Source organism: Bacillus sp. FSL R5-0654, from assembly GCF_038008745.1.
GTDB classification, from domain to species: Bacteria; Bacillota; Bacilli; order Bacillales; family Bacillaceae; genus Bacillus; species Bacillus safensis.
Genome location: NZ_JBBOZV010000001.1, coordinates 2,361,335 through 2,379,152 on the forward strand (window position 1 = coordinate 2,361,335; position 17,818 = coordinate 2,379,152).

General features: G+C 40.9%; 25 protein-coding genes. 4 read left to right on the forward strand and 21 right to left on the reverse strand.

Annotated features, from left to right (window positions below; genetic code table 11):
• Nucleotides 1-28 precede the first annotated feature (28 nt).
• Nucleotides 29-658: a helix-hairpin-helix domain-containing protein gene (locus NSS76_RS11935; RefSeq protein WP_341082267.1), complete on the reverse strand. Its 630-nt coding sequence runs from the start codon at nucleotides 656-658 to the stop codon at nucleotides 29-31.
• Between the two features lie 90 nt (nucleotides 659-748).
• Here NSS76_RS11935 and comER point away from each other — a divergent pair, with 90 nt between their 5' ends.
• Nucleotides 749-1,597: a late competence protein ComER gene (comER, locus tag NSS76_RS11940; RefSeq protein ID WP_341082268.1), complete on the forward strand. Its 849-nt coding sequence runs from the start codon at nucleotides 749-751 to the stop codon at nucleotides 1,595-1,597.
• A gap of 48 nt (nucleotides 1,598-1,645) precedes the next feature.
• On the opposite strand, the gene NSS76_RS11945 is transcribed toward comER, so the two are convergent.
• Genes NSS76_RS11945 through NSS76_RS11980 form a run of 8 tightly spaced genes read right to left on the reverse strand, consistent with a single transcriptional unit; the run spans nucleotide 1,646 to nucleotide 6,664 of the window.
• Nucleotides 1,646-2,389, reverse strand: coding sequence for a class I SAM-dependent DNA methyltransferase (locus NSS76_RS11945; protein WP_234107234.1), 744 nt, complete (start codon nucleotides 2,387-2,389; stop codon nucleotides 1,646-1,648).
• Nucleotides 2,386-2,742 carry a ribosome silencing factor gene (gene rsfS, locus NSS76_RS11950; protein ID WP_003217467.1) on the reverse strand — a complete coding sequence of 119 codons (357 nt, stop codon included), beginning with the start codon at nucleotides 2,740-2,742 and terminating at the stop codon, nucleotides 2,386-2,388. Before rsfS ends, NSS76_RS11945 begins: the two co-directional genes overlap by 4 nt.
• A gap of 13 nt (nucleotides 2,743-2,755) precedes the next feature.
• Nucleotides 2,756-3,319, reverse strand: a complete 564-nt coding sequence (yqeK, locus tag NSS76_RS11955) for a bis(5'-nucleosyl)-tetraphosphatase (symmetrical) YqeK (protein ID WP_087975784.1) — start codon at nucleotides 3,317-3,319, stop codon at nucleotides 2,756-2,758.
• Entirely contained in the window at nucleotides 3,309-3,878 is a 570-nt protein-coding gene (locus NSS76_RS11960) for a nicotinate-nucleotide adenylyltransferase (RefSeq protein WP_341082270.1), read from the reverse strand. Before NSS76_RS11960 ends, yqeK begins: the two co-directional genes overlap by 11 nt.
• A gap of 13 nt (nucleotides 3,879-3,891) precedes the next feature.
• Nucleotides 3,892-4,182, reverse strand: coding sequence for a ribosome assembly RNA-binding protein YhbY (gene yhbY, locus NSS76_RS11965; protein WP_008342507.1), 291 nt, complete (start codon nucleotides 4,180-4,182; stop codon nucleotides 3,892-3,894).
• The gene (gene aroE / locus NSS76_RS11970) at nucleotides 4,176-5,018 is read right to left on the reverse strand and encodes a shikimate dehydrogenase (protein WP_341082271.1); all 843 of its coding nucleotides are present in this window, start codon (nucleotides 5,016-5,018) and stop codon (nucleotides 4,176-4,178) included. Before aroE ends, yhbY begins: the two co-directional genes overlap by 7 nt.
• 21 nt (nucleotides 5,019-5,039) lie before the next feature.
• The gene (gene yqeH, locus NSS76_RS11975; protein ID WP_073206372.1) at nucleotides 5,040-6,140 is read right to left on the reverse strand and encodes a ribosome biogenesis GTPase YqeH; all 1,101 of its coding nucleotides are present in this window, start codon (nucleotides 6,138-6,140) and stop codon (nucleotides 5,040-5,042) included.
• Between the two features lie 2 nt (nucleotides 6,141-6,142).
• Complete coding sequence (locus NSS76_RS11980; RefSeq protein ID WP_008356191.1) at nucleotides 6,143-6,664, reverse strand: YqeG family HAD IIIA-type phosphatase; 522 nt, start codon at nucleotides 6,662-6,664, stop codon at nucleotides 6,143-6,145.
• Nucleotides 6,665-7,025: 361 nt separating this feature from the next.
• Here NSS76_RS11980 and NSS76_RS11985 point away from each other — a divergent pair, with 361 nt between their 5' ends.
• Nucleotides 7,026-7,166 carry a sporulation histidine kinase inhibitor Sda gene (locus NSS76_RS11985; RefSeq protein ID WP_003217327.1) on the forward strand — a complete coding sequence of 47 codons (141 nt, stop codon included), beginning with the start codon at nucleotides 7,026-7,028 and terminating at the stop codon, nucleotides 7,164-7,166.
• A 135-nt stretch (nucleotides 7,167-7,301) separates the two neighbouring features.
• Here NSS76_RS11985 and NSS76_RS11990 read toward each other — a convergent pair whose 3' ends face one another.
• The 4 genes from NSS76_RS11990 to NSS76_RS12005 all read right to left on the reverse strand — a co-directional run bounded on the left by NSS76_RS11990 (nucleotide 7,302) and on the right by NSS76_RS12005 (nucleotide 10,373).
• Complete coding sequence (locus tag NSS76_RS11990; protein ID WP_162842499.1) at nucleotides 7,302-7,451, reverse strand: hypothetical protein; 150 nt, start codon at nucleotides 7,449-7,451, stop codon at nucleotides 7,302-7,304.
• A gap of 78 nt (nucleotides 7,452-7,529) precedes the next feature.
• Entirely contained in the window at nucleotides 7,530-8,258 is a 729-nt protein-coding gene (locus NSS76_RS11995) for an SGNH/GDSL hydrolase family protein (protein WP_024423053.1), read from the reverse strand.
• Between the two features lie 84 nt (nucleotides 8,259-8,342).
• Nucleotides 8,343-9,083: a polysaccharide deacetylase family protein gene (locus tag NSS76_RS12000; RefSeq protein ID WP_172881083.1), complete on the reverse strand. Its 741-nt coding sequence runs from the start codon at nucleotides 9,081-9,083 to the stop codon at nucleotides 8,343-8,345.
• Nucleotides 9,084-9,251: 168 nt separating this feature from the next.
• A complete protein-coding gene (locus tag NSS76_RS12005; RefSeq protein ID WP_024427938.1) occupies nucleotides 9,252-10,373 on the reverse strand; it encodes a response regulator aspartate phosphatase in 1,122 nt (373 codons plus the stop codon).
• A 218-nt stretch (nucleotides 10,374-10,591) separates the two neighbouring features.
• Here NSS76_RS12005 and sigK point away from each other — a divergent pair, with 218 nt between their 5' ends.
• Together sigK and NSS76_RS12015 are read left to right on the forward strand one after the other, a co-directional pair.
• Complete coding sequence (sigK, locus tag NSS76_RS12010; protein WP_034738387.1) at nucleotides 10,592-11,320, forward strand: RNA polymerase sporulation sigma factor SigK; 729 nt, start codon at nucleotides 10,592-10,594, stop codon at nucleotides 11,318-11,320.
• 134 nt (nucleotides 11,321-11,454) lie between these two features.
• On the forward strand, nucleotides 11,455-12,156 hold the full coding sequence (locus tag NSS76_RS12015) for a FadR/GntR family transcriptional regulator (protein ID WP_024423055.1): 702 nt from the start codon (nucleotides 11,455-11,457) through the stop codon (nucleotides 12,154-12,156).
• 100 nt (nucleotides 12,157-12,256) lie between these two features.
• Here the strand turns inward: NSS76_RS12015 and NSS76_RS12020 are convergent, their stop codons facing one another.
• From NSS76_RS12020 to NSS76_RS12055, 8 genes are all read right to left on the reverse strand, one after another.
• Nucleotides 12,257-12,397, reverse strand: a complete 141-nt coding sequence (locus NSS76_RS12020; protein ID WP_117590472.1) for a GapA-binding peptide SR1P — start codon at nucleotides 12,395-12,397, stop codon at nucleotides 12,257-12,259.
• 38 nt (nucleotides 12,398-12,435) lie between these two features.
• Nucleotides 12,436-13,803, reverse strand: coding sequence for an MFS transporter (locus tag NSS76_RS12025; RefSeq protein ID WP_025092867.1), 1,368 nt, complete (start codon nucleotides 13,801-13,803; stop codon nucleotides 12,436-12,438).
• 126 nt (nucleotides 13,804-13,929) lie between these two features.
• The gene (locus tag NSS76_RS12030) at nucleotides 13,930-14,688 is read right to left on the reverse strand and encodes an SDR family NAD(P)-dependent oxidoreductase (protein WP_044332162.1); all 759 of its coding nucleotides are present in this window, start codon (nucleotides 14,686-14,688) and stop codon (nucleotides 13,930-13,932) included.
• Between the two features lie 9 nt (nucleotides 14,689-14,697).
• Nucleotides 14,698-15,663 carry a transketolase family protein gene (locus tag NSS76_RS12035; protein WP_133744221.1) on the reverse strand — a complete coding sequence of 322 codons (966 nt, stop codon included), beginning with the start codon at nucleotides 15,661-15,663 and terminating at the stop codon, nucleotides 14,698-14,700.
• Nucleotides 15,660-16,496, reverse strand: a complete 837-nt coding sequence (locus tag NSS76_RS12040) for a transketolase (protein WP_025092864.1) — start codon at nucleotides 16,494-16,496, stop codon at nucleotides 15,660-15,662. Before NSS76_RS12040 ends, NSS76_RS12035 begins: the two co-directional genes overlap by 4 nt.
• Nucleotides 16,497-16,712: 216 nt before the next feature.
• Entirely contained in the window at nucleotides 16,713-17,006 is a 294-nt protein-coding gene (locus tag NSS76_RS12045; protein WP_025092863.1) for a DUF3986 family protein, read from the reverse strand.
• 29 nt (nucleotides 17,007-17,035) lie between these two features.
• Nucleotides 17,036-17,437 (reverse strand): hypothetical protein, encoded by a 402-nt coding sequence (locus NSS76_RS12050; RefSeq protein WP_341082274.1) that lies wholly within the window; start codon nucleotides 17,435-17,437, stop codon nucleotides 17,036-17,038.
• 35 nt (nucleotides 17,438-17,472) lie between these two features.
• The gene (locus NSS76_RS12055) at nucleotides 17,473-17,796 is read right to left on the reverse strand and encodes an NUDIX hydrolase (RefSeq protein ID WP_341082275.1); all 324 of its coding nucleotides are present in this window, start codon (nucleotides 17,794-17,796) and stop codon (nucleotides 17,473-17,475) included.
• Nucleotides 17,797-17,818 lie beyond the last annotated feature (22 nt).

Sequence of the window (17,818 nt, forward strand, 5' to 3'; positions counted from 1 at the left end):
TACATGCCTTTCTTCTCTACCGTCAATTCTACTTCACGGTCAATTGACTTTTCAGCCGTTCAATCGTCTTCTCCCCAAAACCTGAAATGTTCCGCAAGTCTTCAATTTGTTGAAATTCTCCGTGTTCCTCTCTATACGAAATGATGGCTTCTGCTTTAGCTGGTCCTATGCCGTTAATGGTTTGCAATTCGGCTGCATCGGCCTGATTGACATTCACACCCTCACTCTTTTCAACGCCCGTTGATGCGTCAGCTGATACTGTTTGCGTTTCTCTTTCCGCTTCCCCCTGCTTCCGAACATAAATCATCATACTATCCTCTAATTTAGCTGCTTGGTTGATTTCAATCGAGTCTGCTTTGCTGGTAAAGCCTCCTGCCCTTTGAATCGCTTCCTCTACCCGAGCATCAGATTGAAACGTATAAACACCTGGCTTCCTTACAGCTCCTTTGACCTCTACAAAAATCGTCGATGGCTCTTTTTCTGTCTTTTCTTGTTTGTCTTCGAATGTGACTTGTATGTCTTTATTTTCCTTCAATACACTTGGCTCTCTGCTGCCCTCTCCTTTTCCAGTGAAAAAGAAGAAACTGAAGATGATCACGACTATGAGTCCAGCGGCGATATAAAGACTGTATTTTTTTAATGAAATGAGTCGTTTCACTTACTCACGCTTCTTTCAATCATATTTTTCTACTGCTCAACATACTGTTTAGAAGATAACAGATCCTATGCGTCTAAGGAGGGAGAACGTTTGAATATAGGGTTAATCGGTACAGGAAACATGGGTACCATACTTACTGAGGCATTTATTGAATCAAAGGCAGTCAATCCCTCATCAATTACCATTACAAACCGAACCATTGAAAAAGCGTTCAATATAAAAAAGAACCATCCAGAGCTTGAAGTAACGAAACAGCTTTCAGGGGCTGTCACGAATAAAGATTTCATTTTTGTTTGTGTCAAACCACTTGATATTTATCCACTTTTAAAAGAGCTGAGCCCTCTTTTAACGGAGCAGCAAACCATTGTCATCATTACAAGTCCGGTTCATCCTGAACAGCTTCAGGATATCGTTTCTTGTCAAACAGCCAGGCTGATTCCAAGCATTACAAACCGCGCTTTATCAGGCGCATCACTTTTAACTTTTGGTTCATCATGCAATGCCGCGACGAAAACTGCGTTAAGACAGTTAGCTTCGTGCATTTCAACACCTATCGAGATCCATCATTCAATTACTAGAGCGGCTTCCGATATTGTCAGCTGCGGACCTGCTTTTATCAGTTTTCTCGTTCAGAAAATGATTGAAGCAGCCGTAGAAGAAACGGATATTTCCAAAGAAGAAGCCACCACCTTATCAGAGGATATGCTTGTTGGTCTTGGCCGTTTGATTGAAAAAAGAGTCTATACCCTTCCGACACTGCAAGACAAAGTATGTGTGAAAGGCGGCGTCACTGGTGAAGGCATTAAAGCACTTGAAGCAGGTGTGCAAGATATGTTTCACCGTCTCTTTCAAAATACCCATGAAAAATTCGATGAAGATCTAGAAGCAGTTGCGCATCAATATCCGCCAAGTGTGTTCACTGATGATCGCAGAAATTAATCATCTTTGCAACAAGCGAAAAAAGGGTTTTAAAAAACCATCGTTCTATTAAACGATGGTTTTTGGTTTCTTAGCTGAGATGAAATATCTTTCGGCGAATTCACCGGGGGCTTCATTTGTAAAATCAGCAGTCACTTCTATTTGTTCAAAGCCAGCGGACTCAAGGAACGCTGCATATGTTTCAAATGGAAATGTGCGCTGTTCATGTGTCTCATCATAACGCTGATACATGTCTCCGTCTTTTACAAAAAAGCTTAAATCATGTATGACCGAATACATGTCATCCCCTTTATCACTCTGCCAAATATAGCTGATCTCTTCATCTTGATCTGCATAAGTCGAACCTGGGAATACCTCTTCCATTTTATAAGGCGTATGAACATCAAAAAGTAAAACCCCATCTGCCTCTAAAAGCTGAAACATGTTTTTAAAGGTTTTTTTGACGTCATTTTCGTTTTTTAAGTAATTCAAGGAATCACAGCAAATAACGGCTGCCTGGAAGGCTTGCTCAAAGCCCGTAACCTCTCTCATATCTTGATGTAAAAATTGAATCGACTGCTTTTTCGCCTGCGCTTTTTGCTGCGCAAAGGCCAGCATTTCTTCACTGATGTCAATTCCTGTGACCTTGTGTCCCTTTTCAGCTAACCGAAGAGAAATCTCTCCAGTTCCACAGCCTACATCGATGATGGCAGCATTCGGCTTCATATACTGCTGGATCCACTGAACCCATTCATCATAAGGTGCATGTGTCATGAGCTCGTCATACACACCTGCAAACCCTTGATAAATCATGAGTTAATGCCAAGTGAAAGCGTTTCTCTCGGCGCATCTCCCCATAGCTTTTCTAGATTGTAGTATCCTCTTTCTTCTTTGTGGAACACATGGGCAATGACATCACCTAGGTCAATCAATACCCATCTTGCTTCATCAAAGCCTTCCATCTTCTTCACTTCGATTCCGCTTTCCTCTGCAAGATGTTTTACTTCTCTTGCAATGGCTTGCACTTGTTTATCAGAATTCCCGTGACAAATGAGAAAATAATCCGCAACAAGTGAGATTCCTTGCATATTAAGGGCAATAATATCCTCAGCCCGTTTATCATCGCATGCTCCAGCTGCGACGTTTAAAATTGATGATGAATCCATCCAAAATTCCTCCTTAGTTGTTCTTATGCACAAGCGAATTGTAAGTAGCAAGCGTATCTGGAAAGACTGGCTGATTCTTTTTCATTAGAAAACTGATGGTGTTTTTTAATGATTGGATCAGTGCACGATCTAGATCATTTTCTGCTAATTCCCTTACTTCTTCGACACCAGGGAAATGACGTCCTGGTTCAATATAATCTGCGACATAAATGACTTTTTCAAGTAAGGTCATGTCTGGTCTGCCGGAAGTATGAAATTCAATAGCTGTTAACACATCTTGATCGTCAATTCCAGCTTCTTTTTTGACCAAATAGGCACCAACCGGGGCGTGCCAAAGCTCGGGCGAATATTCAAGCAATAAAGGGTTCATCTGTTCTTTTTGGATAATCCCCTTCATTTCTTCTTTTGGCCTAAATTTCGCATAATCATGAAAAATAGCGGCGATCTCTGCTTTTTTCACATCTGCACCGAACCGTTCCGCTAATGAAATGGCTGTCTCCATGACTCCGAGTGTATGTGTATATCTATGCTCTGTTAACTGCTCTTTGACACAGTTCAATGCTTCTTCACGATTCATATAAATGATGCTCCTTTATATAACGCTCAACAGCTTTCGGAATCAAATAATCGACAGGGTTCCCCTGCTCTATTCGCTGCCTAATCAATGTCGATGATACATCAAAAGCTGGAACATCTGCAAATAAAAGAGGATATGCCGTACTTCCAACGTAACCCGGTCTTTTCATCCCAATAAAGGTGATCATTTGAAGCAAGTCATCGATCCGATGCCATTTTGGCAAATACTCGACCATGTCCGCTCCTATCATAAAAAAGAACTGATCTTCTGGATGACGCTTCTTTAACAGATTGACAGTATCTACCGTATAAGACGGACCCTCCCGCTCCATTTCAATGAGCTCGAGCTGAAAATACGGATTTGACTGAATCGCCGCCTCCACCATGTTTATCCGGTGATGACTATCTGCTCGTTTCCGTCCTGTTTTATGAGGAGGCATATGGTTTGGGATAAACCAAATTTCATCAAGCCCAACTTGAATCCGCACCTCACTTGCCATCAGCAAATGCCCATTATGGGGAGGATCAAACGTACCGCCGAACAACCCTATTTTTTTCATATCGCATCCACCTTTACGGCAGCTTAATTTGTTTATTTTCCTTAGATTCTTTGTAAAGGACAATCACATTTCCGATCGTTTGAACGAGCTCAGCCTTTGCACCTTTTACAAGTGCTTTCGCAACTTCCGTTTTGTCCTCGTCACAATTTTGCAATACGCTGACCTTTAACAGTTCTCTTGCTTCAAGCGCCTCGGAAATTTGCTTGACCATATTGTCATTTACCCCGCCTTTTCCAACTTGAAAAATAGGTGATAAATGATGTGCTTGTGCACGTAAAAAACGTTTTTGCTTACCTTTTAACATGGTGTTCCTCCTAATTTCTCTATGACAATTGACTTCATTTTTCCGGCGTCAGGTGTAATGCCTGTCCACAGTTCAAAGGCTCTTACTGCTTGTCCGACAAACATGCCAACCCCATCCACTGTTTTCAAGCCTAAACCTGCTGCTTCCCTAAGCAGTTTTGTTTCTATTGGATTATACACAATATCACAAACGACCGCTGTTTTTTTTGCGTTCGCTAAAGAAATCGGGGTTTCTTCAACATTCGGATACATGCCGATCGAGGTCGTATGGATGATGACATCATATTCCCCAAGCCGCTCTTCTGCTGCATTTAATGTGATTGCTTGAGATGTGATTTTTCCCTCTGCACTTTCAATTAAAGCTTCAGCTTTTTCAATGGTGCGGTTCGTAATATCAAAGCTCTTCGGTGCATACTTAGCAATTGTCGTATAAATCGCTCTTGCCGCTCCGCCAGCACCAATCAAGAGAAATGACAGCTCTGATAACGGCTGATCCAAGGCTTCAAGCAATGAATGAAGAAAACCTTCTCCATCTGTATTGTACCCAACGAGCTGATCCCCTTCGCGCCGCACCGTATTGACGGCACCGAGCCGTTCAGCTGTCACATCAATTTTGTCAAGGTACTTCATGATTTCTACCTTGTGAGGAACAGTGACGTTTATGCCGCTTATTCCTAACGCCTTCATGCCGCTAATCGCATCTTTCAGGTCATCATTTTCTACTTGAAAGCCATGATAATGTCCATCAATTCCAGCGTCCTTTAGTGCTGCATTATGAATATCCGGAGACATTGAGTGGCCAACAGGGTTACCGATTACTCCGTATAAAGGTTTCAAGGTCTCTCCCCCTTTGAACATTTAAATTAACGAACGTCTTATAAACACATGAACGCCTTTTGGCGCATAAACTTTGATTTGCTTGCCCGCATCATTTGCAGTAACCCAGCCTAAACCTGAAAAGACGATGTCCATTTTTGGCTGATCAATGGTAAAGGTATGCGGAACGAGCGGCGGGAAATCTTCTATTCCCTCTTTTGATGGCGGTGACAGCAGTTCCCCTGCATGTTTTTCATATAAATCATCTGCGTTCTCCAGCTTTGTCCGGTGAATGTTCAGCTCATTTGGCATATAGCAGACAAATGATGTTCTGCCGCCTTTTACATAATCAAATCGAGCCAGTCCGCCAAAATAAAGCGTTTGTGCTTCGTTTAATTGGAACGTTCTCGGTTTCAATTCTTTTTTCGGCGTTAAAATCTTCAGGTCATTTTTGCTGACATAGTGCGCCATTTGATGGCGGTTGATGATGCCCGGCGTATCGAATAAAGCAGACCCGTCATCAAGCGGGATTTCAATCGCATCAAGTGTAGTACCTGGATATTGGGATGTAGTAATGACGTTCTCTTCGCCAGATACTTCTTTGATGATTCGATTGATAAATGTTGATTTTCCAACATTCGTACAGCCGACGACATAGACATTTCTTCCCTCGCGGTAATGATCGATCGCTTCCATCACCTCAGGTACACCCTGGCCTCTGCTTGCACTGATCAAGAAAACATCGATAGGGTTTAATCCGTTTTCCTTGGCTTCCCGTTTCATCCAATGAATCAGACGATCTTTTTTCACGGATTTCGGTAAGATATCCACTTTGTTGCCGACAAGTAAAATCGGATTACCGCCGACAATACGGTTCAGCCCGTTGATCCAGCTTCCGTTAAAGTCAAAAATATCAACGACCTTCACAATGAGAGAATCTGTCTCTCCAATGCTGTGCAATATATTTAAAAAGTCGTCCTCTGTTAAAGAAACATCCTGAATCTCATTGTAGTTCTTTAACCTAAAACAGCGCTGACAGATCACATCTTCTTTCAATAGAGATGCTGCCGGCGCATATCCTAATTGATCTTTATCTTCCGTCTGAATGGCTACACCGCAGCCAATACAAACAACCTTTTCCATTATTACTCTTCCTCCCACTGAATGTGGCCCTTACGCTTTAAGGCTCCTAAAATTCTGCGTTCAATCTGCCTGTTAAACTTTGTGAAAAATCCGTCCGAGGCAGCAACAGGAACGACCAAAATCGTATGGAAGCCATGACGATTCCCGCCAAGAACATCTGTCATGAGCTGATCCCCAATGACAACCACATCTTCTTTTTTCAACTGCATATCAGCGACTGCCTTATTAAAGGCTCTTCCCATAGGCTTTCTCGCTTTATAAATAAACGGGATATGAACCGGTTCAGAAAAAAGCTTGACCCTTTTTTCATTATTGTTCGATACAATCGTCACTTGTATCCCGTGATCTTTCATTTCTTGGAACCATTCAATTAAGCGCGGTGTCGCACTTGGACGGTCCCATTCTACTAGTGTGTTATCTAGATCGGTAATAATTCCTTTTACATTTCGTTCTTTTAATTTTTGCGGTGAAATGTGGAAAATACTTTTCACAAATTCATCCGGTAAGAAATACTTCTTTAGCACAATTTGCACCCTTTCTTCCATTGGTTTTCAGCGATTGTGTCGAATCAAATCACAATTTGTCTGTCTATCGAATACAATGAAAAAGTTTTCGACATATGATGAGGACCTTCAACAGGTGTGGATAATTTTACACACATTATCCACCTATATTTCATCATGCTTTCATTCAATTATAAACACTCTACCCACAAGTTATCCACTTAACCATGTGGATAACAGAACGATTGTTCTTGTTTCCCATTCATGGTAGATTAAAGGTACTTCAAAGACAGTCGATCAACCTATGATGATATGTCTTTTCCTCAAATTTTATGCCAACTTTTTCAGGGGAGGTGTTTTTCCCATCATATGGGTTTCTAGTATGAAAAAGCTGTCAGATGATTTACTTATAGAATCGTATTATAAAGCAAATGAAATGAACTTAAATCGCGACTTCATTGAATTAATTGAGACAGAAATGAAAAGACGTTCGCTCGGGCATATGCTCTCTGTTTCCTCTTAATTCCATATCACAGGAACCATGCCTCCCGAGCACTCTCCTTTTTTAAACTCAGGTGACTGATATTATATCACTTGCGCTATAGGCTTACTACTATTTTCCGTAAAAAACACCCCTTCTGATGAAAGAAGAGGTGTCTTAATTGCAAGGCTGTTCATTCCAAAACCATAACCCTCCGCCTACGACTAAAATGACCACAAGGAACACAACAAGAAAAGCGTAACCGATTCCTGCTCCTTGTGCTGGATAAGGCGAACACGCAGGGTAAGGATAAGGACATCCCCACATATCAGTTACCTCCTTCTAGGAAGATATACTGTTAGACTATGCTGGATGAATGGTCTTGTTTAGGCAGATAGCCATCATTTAAAAATGTTTGATGACATCACGCTCTTTGATTTCGTTATAAATAATTCTCGCCCCTTTTGGTGTCATATGATTGCCAGAAGGGTCGATCAAACCTGACTGAATCAGGGCATGATCACTATCTTCTCCAGCTTCTCGGATGAAAGCTTTCCAGTTGTCGACAAGCGGTACCTGCTCATCCTTCGCTACTTCTCTTGTGATGTCATTATAAGAGTTTTGCCAAGCTCTTGCCCCGCCTCTCCCGGCAAAATAAGATGACTTATATCTGGAGTAATAATACAAGCCCTTTTTCCCGCCTTCTACAACAGGCACACAGGTCATGAGAATCGGGGTAATGCCTTCTTTTCTACTTTCAGAAATGAAGTAGGTTAAATTTTCTTTAAACCGTTTTTTCGTCACTCGGGGATGTTTCCCGTCTAAAATCGCCGCATCATTCGTACCGAACATGATGAGGACGTAAGTTGGTTTCTGTTTTAAAATATCCTGCTCAAAGCGCAGTTTCGCGTCTTCAGTCGTCTGCCCGCCAATGCCTGCATTCTTCACTTGAATTTGGCCGCGCTCGACGTTTTTCATGAGATTCACCCATTTTTCAGATGTTGGATAATCTCGAAAGTCCCAGTTTGATCCTCTTGTATTGCTGTCACCAAATGCAATAACGCTTTCTTGTACTGGCTTAGAGCACCCAGCAGCAACACATAATAGGATGAAAAGGAAAACATATTTCTTCACAACATTCACCTCCAAAAGCCCTCTTCATATAGTAAACGACAAGACTTTTGGTTTCAATGAATGAATGTTTTTGACGAATGCTGCCTATTGCATCTGAACAGGCATATATGCTTTGTCATGATGCAGCAGTTCACTTACTTTTACAAATTCATAGCCCCTCTTCTTCAACTCAGGAATCACTTGTTTCAATGCTTCTACCGTTTGCTTGCGATTTCCCCCGCCATCATGTAAAAGGATAATATCGCCGCCTTGAATATGATCAATAATTCGGCTTGCAATTTTAAATGCGCCTGGTCTTGACCAGTCCTTCGGATCTTGCGTAAAGGACCACATGACCACATCGTACCCTTGCTTTGACAGAATGCGGAATGATTTCATTGTTAAGCGTCCACCAGGAGGGCGAAATAATAAGGGACCGCCAGGCTGGAGTGAAGCGATATGAGCCGCTGATTCTTTTAATTCCCGCTTGATCTCCTTTGACGACAAAAGGTCAAAATACGTATGATTCATCGTATGATTGCCGAGTTCATTCCCTTCGTCCACAATCCGTTCTGCGATCATTGGATAAGCATGGATTCTGCTCCCTATCACAAAAAAGCTTGCATTCACTTGATGCTCCTTCAGCACATCTAATATTTGATTTGTATACACTGGATGAGGTCCATCATCAAAGGTGATCGCAATCTTTTTCCGTTCCGCTCTCATGTCCCAAAAGGCACGTCCCGTTTTTTCAAGATCGACTCGTTTTAATGTATGTGCCTCTACTTCATTAGGAACAAAAGCACCTAGCAGCCATATACACATCAAGATATGCAGCCCTCTCATTCGACCGCCTCCTCCACCGAACATCATTACCGATAAATTGCCCGCTTTCGCATCAATTCATGCAAGCTTCATGGTGATATCTGCTTCTTTTTCAAATAAAAAAAGCCGGCCATATTGGCCCGCTCTTTGTTTCACGTTTGGTTTCTCTCTTCAACTGTCGAACGTTGCTTAGAATTCATACAGACACTCTCCTTCTTGGATTTGATTTTGAGCCCATAATAATTTCTGATAATACTGGTTGGACTTTTTGTATTGTTGAGAGGCTTCTAAGGCTGTCGCAATTTCTAGTGAGATATCCTCTATATAAGAGTATAGGCTAAGTTTTTCCAAATAATCAATGGTTTTTTGCAGTTGGTCTTCATTGATTTCCTGAACATATAAAGCATCCAGATACTCAAACATATGACAGAACAGCTGGTCTTCATGCTTCTTTGCAGCCAATTTCCCATCTTCTAATATGCGCAGGGCATCCGCCTGTTCATTCTGTCTAAAAAGCAGCTTCGCCAGCGTATAAAGCGTATGCGGAAGCGTTGGGAGCAGCTCTTTGCGGGCAAGATCAGCGGATTCCGTTAAATATCGTTCCGCTTCCTCTCTATAGCCAAGCTCGCCATAACATTTTCCTAAATTATAGAGCGCTGAACTGTATATGCGCGGGTGATCAATTTGAGATGCGAGCTGTTTTGCCTTTTTTAAATGAGGCAGCGCCCGGTCTTTTCGTTTTAAATCTTGATAATTTCCTGAGATGACAAAGAGACATTGAATGATGCGAATCGTATACGCATCATGCTGATCGTATATTTCCAGCGCCTTTAAAATATGGTGCATGGAGACATGTGTTTGTTTCATTATATAGTAGGCTTCTGCCACTTTAAAATGAAACTCTGCCTGCTCAATATCATCAAATACCATGGACAGCTGCTTTTCTGCGACTCGATAATATTTGACGGCTTCTAAATATTCTTTTTGACTAAATTCATGCATGCCACGAAAAAATGCATGGTAATAATGCAGCATATCAGATAACTCATGATTGGAGTTTTCGATTTTATCGACTAGATTAGATACTGAGAAAGGTTGATATTTTGAAGGGTGTATATAGTCAAGCATGATTTGGTGCCGAAAACACATGAGCTGATAATAAATCAGTAAATGCTGGTCCTCTTCCATCTGTTCAATTTCCGCTTCAACTTCCGCTTTCAAGATTTCCGCATCTGGAACACTGAACTGCCGTATCATTCGATACCATTCATTAATTTTCATACCTACATGTGAAGATAGAACCTTCCCCATGTTCCGAAATTACCCCTTCCTTTTCGGTCTAATATTACATATTTTAGCACGCTTCTTGACCGCCAAGCACCGCAAAGAAACCGCAAACATAAAAAAGAGACGAACTGAAGCACGATTTTTTTGAAAAAGATGATTTTTTCATCGTACAGACACAGACAATCCCTCCTTCACATACATTTGAGGATATAGGCAGCGGCCTAAACATGGTGGAGGTGAAAATCGTGGCAGGAGTATTTACAGCGATGGGATTGATGGTCAAAGAATTGGTGTTTTTAGTGTCCTATGTCAAAAACAATGCCTTTCCACAGCCCCTTTCTGGAGATGATGAAAAAAAATACTTAGCCCTCATGGCACAGGGCGATGAACACGCAAGAAACATGCTGATTGAACATAACCTTCGGCTCGTCGCCCATATTGTAAAGAAATTTGAAAATACCGGGGAAGACGCTGAAGACCTCATCTCCATCGGGACGATCGGACTCATTAAAGCCATCGAAAGCTATTCCTCTGGAAAAGGAACAAAGCTGGCAACGTATGCGGCGCGGTGTATTGAAAATGAAATTCTCATGCACTTACGCGCGCTCAAAAAAACAAAAAAGGACGTCTCCTTGCATGACCCCATCGGTCAGGATAAAGAAGGCAACGAAATTTCATTAATTGATGTCTTAAAATCCGAAAATGAAGATGTGATCGATACCATTCAGCTCAACATGGAGCTTGAAAAAGTAAAGGAGTATATCGACATTCTCGACGGCCGAGAAAAAGAAGTGATCGTCGGCCGGTTCGGCCTTGATTTAAAGAAAGAAAAAACGCAGCGGGAAATAGCCAAAGAGCTTGGGATATCGCGGAGCTATGTGTCACGTATTGAGAAGCGCGCGCTGATGAAGATGTTTCATGAGTTTTACCGGGCGGAGAAGGAAAAACGGAAACGGGAGAAAGGGAAGTGAGCGGAAAACTTCATAGAGGACTACTTTTCAATAAAAACAGGCCCTCATAAGGTCTGTTTTTATTTTGCCCTTCAAATCTGAAAAGTATATAATTAATATACTTGTATGACAAATAACAATACCTATTGAAAGGAGTGATTTTTATGAAATTCAATCCTGTTTCTAATAAAAAATTATATATACAGATTTATAATCAAATCCTTTCAGAAATACAGTTAGGCTCTTTTAAAGTAGGAGATAAACTTCCTTCTGAAAGAGAACTATGTGAACAATTTGGCGTCAGCCGTGCACCGGTCAGGCAAGCTCTCAGTGCATTAGAAATGAATGGTGTCATTTACTCCCGTCAAGGAGAAGGTGTGTTCGTTAAAAATACGACCATCACCACTGAAGGGACTCTTTCTATGAAATCAGCATCTCCTGAAGATATTGTGGAAGCCCGAATGCACATTGAACCTTTAATTATCCATTTTGCCGCTTTGAGAGCGACCGATCAAGAGATTGAGGAGCTTAAACAGACGATAAAAAAAATGGAAGAAGAAACACGGTCGGGTGTATATGTTCCTGAAACCGACGAACAACTACATATGGGCATTGCAAGAGCGTCACATAACGATTTATTTGTTACCTTTATGTCTTCTATTACGAATGCTATGAAACAACAGGAAATGTGGAGATTTATTCGTGATCGGACTGTTACTCGTTCAGATTATCGAGAGATCAACTTTCAAGAGCACAAAATGATTATAAAAGCACTAGAAGAGCGGAACGCATCAGAAGCCGTAACACGGATGACTGACCATATGCAAAATTTATATGATCGCTACTGGAAAAGCTAATCTCTCCGCTTATACACATTTTAAAAAAAGTTCTTTTAAAACAAATAAAGGCGTCTAACCGCAAGTCGAACTTGTGAGTTATGCGCCTTTGTTTTTCATTTCAACGTTTTTTTGATTCTAAGCATTTTTCGCATATTCCGTATAAAACCTTAACACCTTCACATCCATGAGCTGTATCAATCATTTCCTCACATTCTTTGCACACAATCGTGTTTTGCGGCACATTTGATTTCTTTTCCATCCTCATATCAGCTCCTTCGTTTTGATATTGTTTTTCGCTTAAACACTTTTACCATTGTTCTTTGTGAATGAAATGGACTCTTCGATGCTGGATTTGTTGTTTGCTTTGACGACCAGTGCTTTTCCTGACTGTTTCACTAAGAGTACAATAATAAGAGAAGCAAATATCATGCTGATACCTAAGAAAATCATACTTATGTGAAAAGAACCTGTTACATCTTTAATATATCCGACTATATAAGGTCCAAAAAATCCACCAAGATTTCCAATACTATTAATCAATGCGATGGCCCCACCCGCTGCTGCGCCTGTTAAAAAAGATGGGGGGATTGCCCAAAATGGAGAATAAGCGCCAAAAGCTCCACACAATGCGATTGTTAAAAATACAAATGACAAGATCACACTTGTGCTAGCAATAAAACTACTTATGATCATAGCAATCGCACTAACAGTTAAACAGGCAGATACATGCCAGCGTCTTTCATTTTTCTTGTCAGAATGATTCCCAACTAGCACCATGACCAAAATGGCAAAGGTGTACATAAGACCCAAAAGCCACCCCATCCCTTGAGTACTCAAAGAAATTGTGTCAGATAACCCCTTTGAGATCGTCGGTAAGAACATGTTAATACCGTAGAACCCAACCATCCAGCAGAAATAGCCTGCCGATAAAATGAGTACATCTCGATCTTTTAAAGCTTGAACGAAAGTATACCGCTTGACTTGTTCTTTTTCAAGTCTTTCTTTTGTTGTGACATGAATAAGCCACTCTTTCTCATCATTATTCAACCACTTTACTTCTTCAATTTTGTCATCTAGATAAAAAAAGGCAATGACACCAAGAATAAGAGCTGGGATGGCTTCTAAAATAAATAACCACTGCCAGCCGGACATATCCAGCCAATTCACCCCTAAGAGGAAGGTTGAGAGCGGAGCGCCAACTGCATTTGCCCCTGGGATTGCCAGCATAAATCCAGCGATGGCTTTGGCGTGGTGTTTTGTTTGATAGAAACCGCTCAAATAAAACACCATACATGGATAAAAACTGGCCTCTGCTGCGCCTAATAAGAAACGCGCCGTGTAGAACTGCCATGGTTCTTGTACAAAAGCCATTAAAATCGCAATAATTGCCCAAGTCACCATAATTCTGCTGATCCATTTTCTAGCACCTATCTTCGACATAATCGCACTGCCCGGAACCTCTAGTAAAAAATAACCTAAAAAGAAAATTCCCGCCCCGAGTCCAAATACAGCATTTGAAAATCCTAAATCTTCATTCATTTGCAGAGCAGCAAATCCGATGTTCACACGATCTAAAATGGCGATAACAAAACATAATGACAAAAACGGGATTAGTCGAAGTGTAACCTTACGAGTCGTAGATCTCTCCAATGCTTGTTGATTCAAGCTGATTCCCCCTTAACATAGCTTTGTCTGACTATACTTGTGAGCTCTCACGTTATAAAGCGCTTACAAATATGCAACTGATAGAAAAGAGTGAGGCATAGTCTATGCCCAACTCCATTCATATCACTAGTCCATATGCGAACCACCATTAATATCTATCTCTTCCCCTGTGATATAGGAGGCTTCTTTCGCCGCTAGGAACGCAATAGCAGCCGCAATTTCTTTCGTTTCACCTGGGCGGCCAATCGGTATACTGTCAATCACCTTTTTTGCTTCGCCATTAGAAAGCGACTTCCAGATATCAGTATTCACTAGACCTGGAGCTACACAATTGACAGTGATTCCATCCTTTCCTACTTCACGGGCAAGGTTTTTGGAAAAGCCTAGGACGGCGGCTTTGGAAGCAGAGTAATGCGCACCGCCAAATACACCGCCTCCTCTTTTGGCTGATACAGAAGACAGGTTGATAATACGGCCATATCTTTGTTTTTTCATCGTTTCTAGAACTGCTTGTGTACACAAGAACAAACCGAACATATTCACACTGAATATTCTTGTCATATCCTCTAGTGTCATGTCCTGAACTGTTACTTTTTGAGAAATACCTGCGTTATTCACTAATATGTCAATTCTGCCGAATGACACAAGTGTTTCTTTCACCATCTGGTCAATCGATTCTTTATTTGTGACATTTACTTCTATACCGATTGCTTTACCACCGGCATTTTTAATCGCTTCTACAGTACACTGAATTCCCTCTTGATTGATATCTGCTACAACGACTGAAGCGCCCTGCTCGGCTAGAGTGAATGCGATGGTTCTCCCAATTCCCTTTTCAGAACCGCTGCCTGTTACGATCGCAACTTGATTTTTTAGGGTAAACATGGCTAATTCCTACTTTCCTATGAAATTATTCAGCATTTCTTTAGCTGTTTTGATTATATTTTCGATGGTAATGCCATTGATCTCCAAAAGCTTTTCATAAGGTGCGGATTCTCCAAAACGATCTTGCACACCGATTCGTTTGACTCTCCCCCGGCCTTCCTCTGCCACTATCTCACATACAGCACTGCCTAATCCGTTTAGAATATTGTGATCCTCTATAGTAATAATAGGTCCAATATTCAGACACTCCATGACAGCTTCTCGATCTAAAGGCTTGATCGTATGCATATCTAAGAGGGTTGCATAAATACCTTGTTTTTCTAATTCCTTGACTGCTTCTAAGGCAAGATGTACTGTATCTCCATTCGCTATAATCGCGATATCTTTACCAGACTTTACTTTCTTTGCTTTGCCGATGATAAATTCTTCATTTTCATCATATATCATCGGCACAGCATCTCGGGTGAAACGCAAATACATTGGACCATATGTTTCTGCTGCCTGTTTGATCAATTTTCTTGTTGAGTAGTAGTCAGCTCCCATGATCACTGTCATATTGGGAAATGATCTTAAAACGCCCATATCTTCTATCGCTTGATGACTCCCTCCATCATTTCCTGGTGTTAATCCACCGTGGGAGCAGGCGATCTTTACATTCAAATTGGGATAACATACTTCTTGCCGAATTTGTTCTGCCATACGCAGCGACCCGAAAACTGCATAGGTGCTGACAAATGGGATTTTGCCAGTTGTTGCAAGACCAGCTGCCAGGCCGGCACCATTTTGTTCAGCAATTCCGACGTTCACATGCTGATTAGGAAGCTGCTTTATAAATTCTCCTGTTTTGCATGACTTGCCGATATCAATATCTATGACATAAATTTGTTGATTCTCTTTTCCTAATGTAACTATTTCATCACCGAAAGCTTCACGTGTCGCTTTTTTCTTAGTTACTGCTTTTTCAGTTTGACTCATGATTTTAAACCTCCTGCTAGTTCCTCTAATGCCTGCTCATATTCTTCTTCATTTGGCGCAACACCGTGCCATGAGCAGATATCTTCCATATAGGAAACGCCTTTGCCCTTAATGGTATCGGCAACAATACATTTTGGCTTTCCATTTTTCGTTTTTGTTACTTCATTCAGTGTTTCTACAATGTCTTCCATTGAGTGTCCGTCAATTCGTTTTGTTTCAAATCCGAATACTTCAAACTTCTTTTCGATGTCTTGAAGCGGCATAATTTCTTCGCAGAAGCCATCAATTTGCAGGCGGTTATTGTCTACAAACACAATTAAGTTATCCAAGTGATATTTTACTGCGGTTTGGACGGCTTCCCATATTTGCCCTTCCTGACATTCTCCATCTCCCACCATGACAAATACCCGGTAATCTTTTTCATCCCTTTTGCCTGCAAGTGCCATACCAACGCCGCAAGAAAGTCCTTGACCTAATGAGCCTGTGGAGATATCAATTCCCGGACATTTCTTCATATCAGGATGACCTTGAAAAGGTGAACCGTACCGCCGTAATTTGTATACGTTTTCAAAAGAGACATAACCTTTTATAGCTAGAGCTGCATATTGAATAGGTGCCACATGTCCTTTCGATAAAACAAAGCGATCTCGATCTTCCCAATTTGGTTTTTGGGGATTGATATTCATTTCTTTAAAATAAAGGGCGGTAATGATATCAGCAGCTGATAAGGAACCTCCTGGATGACCCGATTGCGCTTCGTAAATCATCGTTATCGCCGTTTTTCTGAGCTCGATGGCTTTTGCTTTGAGTTCTGCCACACTTCTGTCTTTCATTCCGATCACCTCGATTATTTTTTAAGTTATAACTTGAATTCTTAGTTACTTGTTCACTTGTATGACAAGCGGTTTATGAGATCACTATACAATTCTTGAAAGCGTTTGTCTATCTATTTTTTGAATTTTTAAATAAAATATTGCTTTTCTCGATACTTAGATTCAGCACTCTATTTTAAATGAAATAAAAACACCACCCTATCATCTGGTGATGTTTTACATTTCAACTATGCTATTCTCTTTTAGAAAACGCTCAAAAAGCTTATGGCCTTCCTCTTCAATCAGTTCATCTTCAATCAAATATTCTCCAATCAATAACCCAAGATCCTTCCACTTCTCATATTCTTTTAAAAGCGTTATCCCGTAACTTTTTTGATCAAAAAACAATAACCATCTTCCTGTTTCTAAACTCTTAAAAAACACGCCTTCATAATCAAAACCTTGCTCATAATATCCTACATGTAAATGCATACTCTCATCTAAACTATGTATTCTTTCATATGTACACACTTTATCTTGCTCCCTTAGCTTCTCATATCTTACTGATAATCAATATTCCTCAACTCGACCCATTCAACAGAGTCCGGTACCTTTTTTGTCGTCACAAAATGTTGAACGATTTCATACGCCTGATTACGATCAACATAGCTACATGATGGCACATACAATGGTGATCCTGCGATCAAATGCTCGATCGTTTCGATCTTTTCTACCTTTTGAAAAGGGACTAAAAAATCTGGATATCTGATGATAAAGAATCCATACGGTTCAGTATAAAAGAAAACTAGACTTTCGCATTCCCCATCTTCCTCTATCTCAATGGAAGATTCTCCGTTACCTTGTTTCCAATACTCTTCACCCTCCTGGAAGAAGATCTTTTTCATGAATTCTTCTCCCGGATTTTCTACTGGAGCTCCTGTGGGGCCGTAGTATAAAAACATCCATATCGCTCCTTTATGCCTATATCAATTTGGATTTAACCAATTGTTCTATTTCCCTCAAAATCATAAAAGGCTTGTGTTTGTTGGTTTAATTTTAGCATGTGAAATAGCTTTGGGTTTAGCTTTTGAAAGGTTTGAGTGCTGACCCATTTTACTTCTTCAATATCCTGATCCGGATCTAGAATGTTCATCTCTCCCCCGATCATTTCCGCAAAGAACGTAATGATCAGCGCATGATGCTTTTTATCTTGAAAGAATGCTTCACGAACCGAATGAAGTTCATTTACTTTGACAACATACCCTGTCTCTTCTTTCACTTCACGGATGACAGCTTGCTGCAGGTGTTCACCTTTTTCCACAGCACCGCCCGGAAGTTCCCAA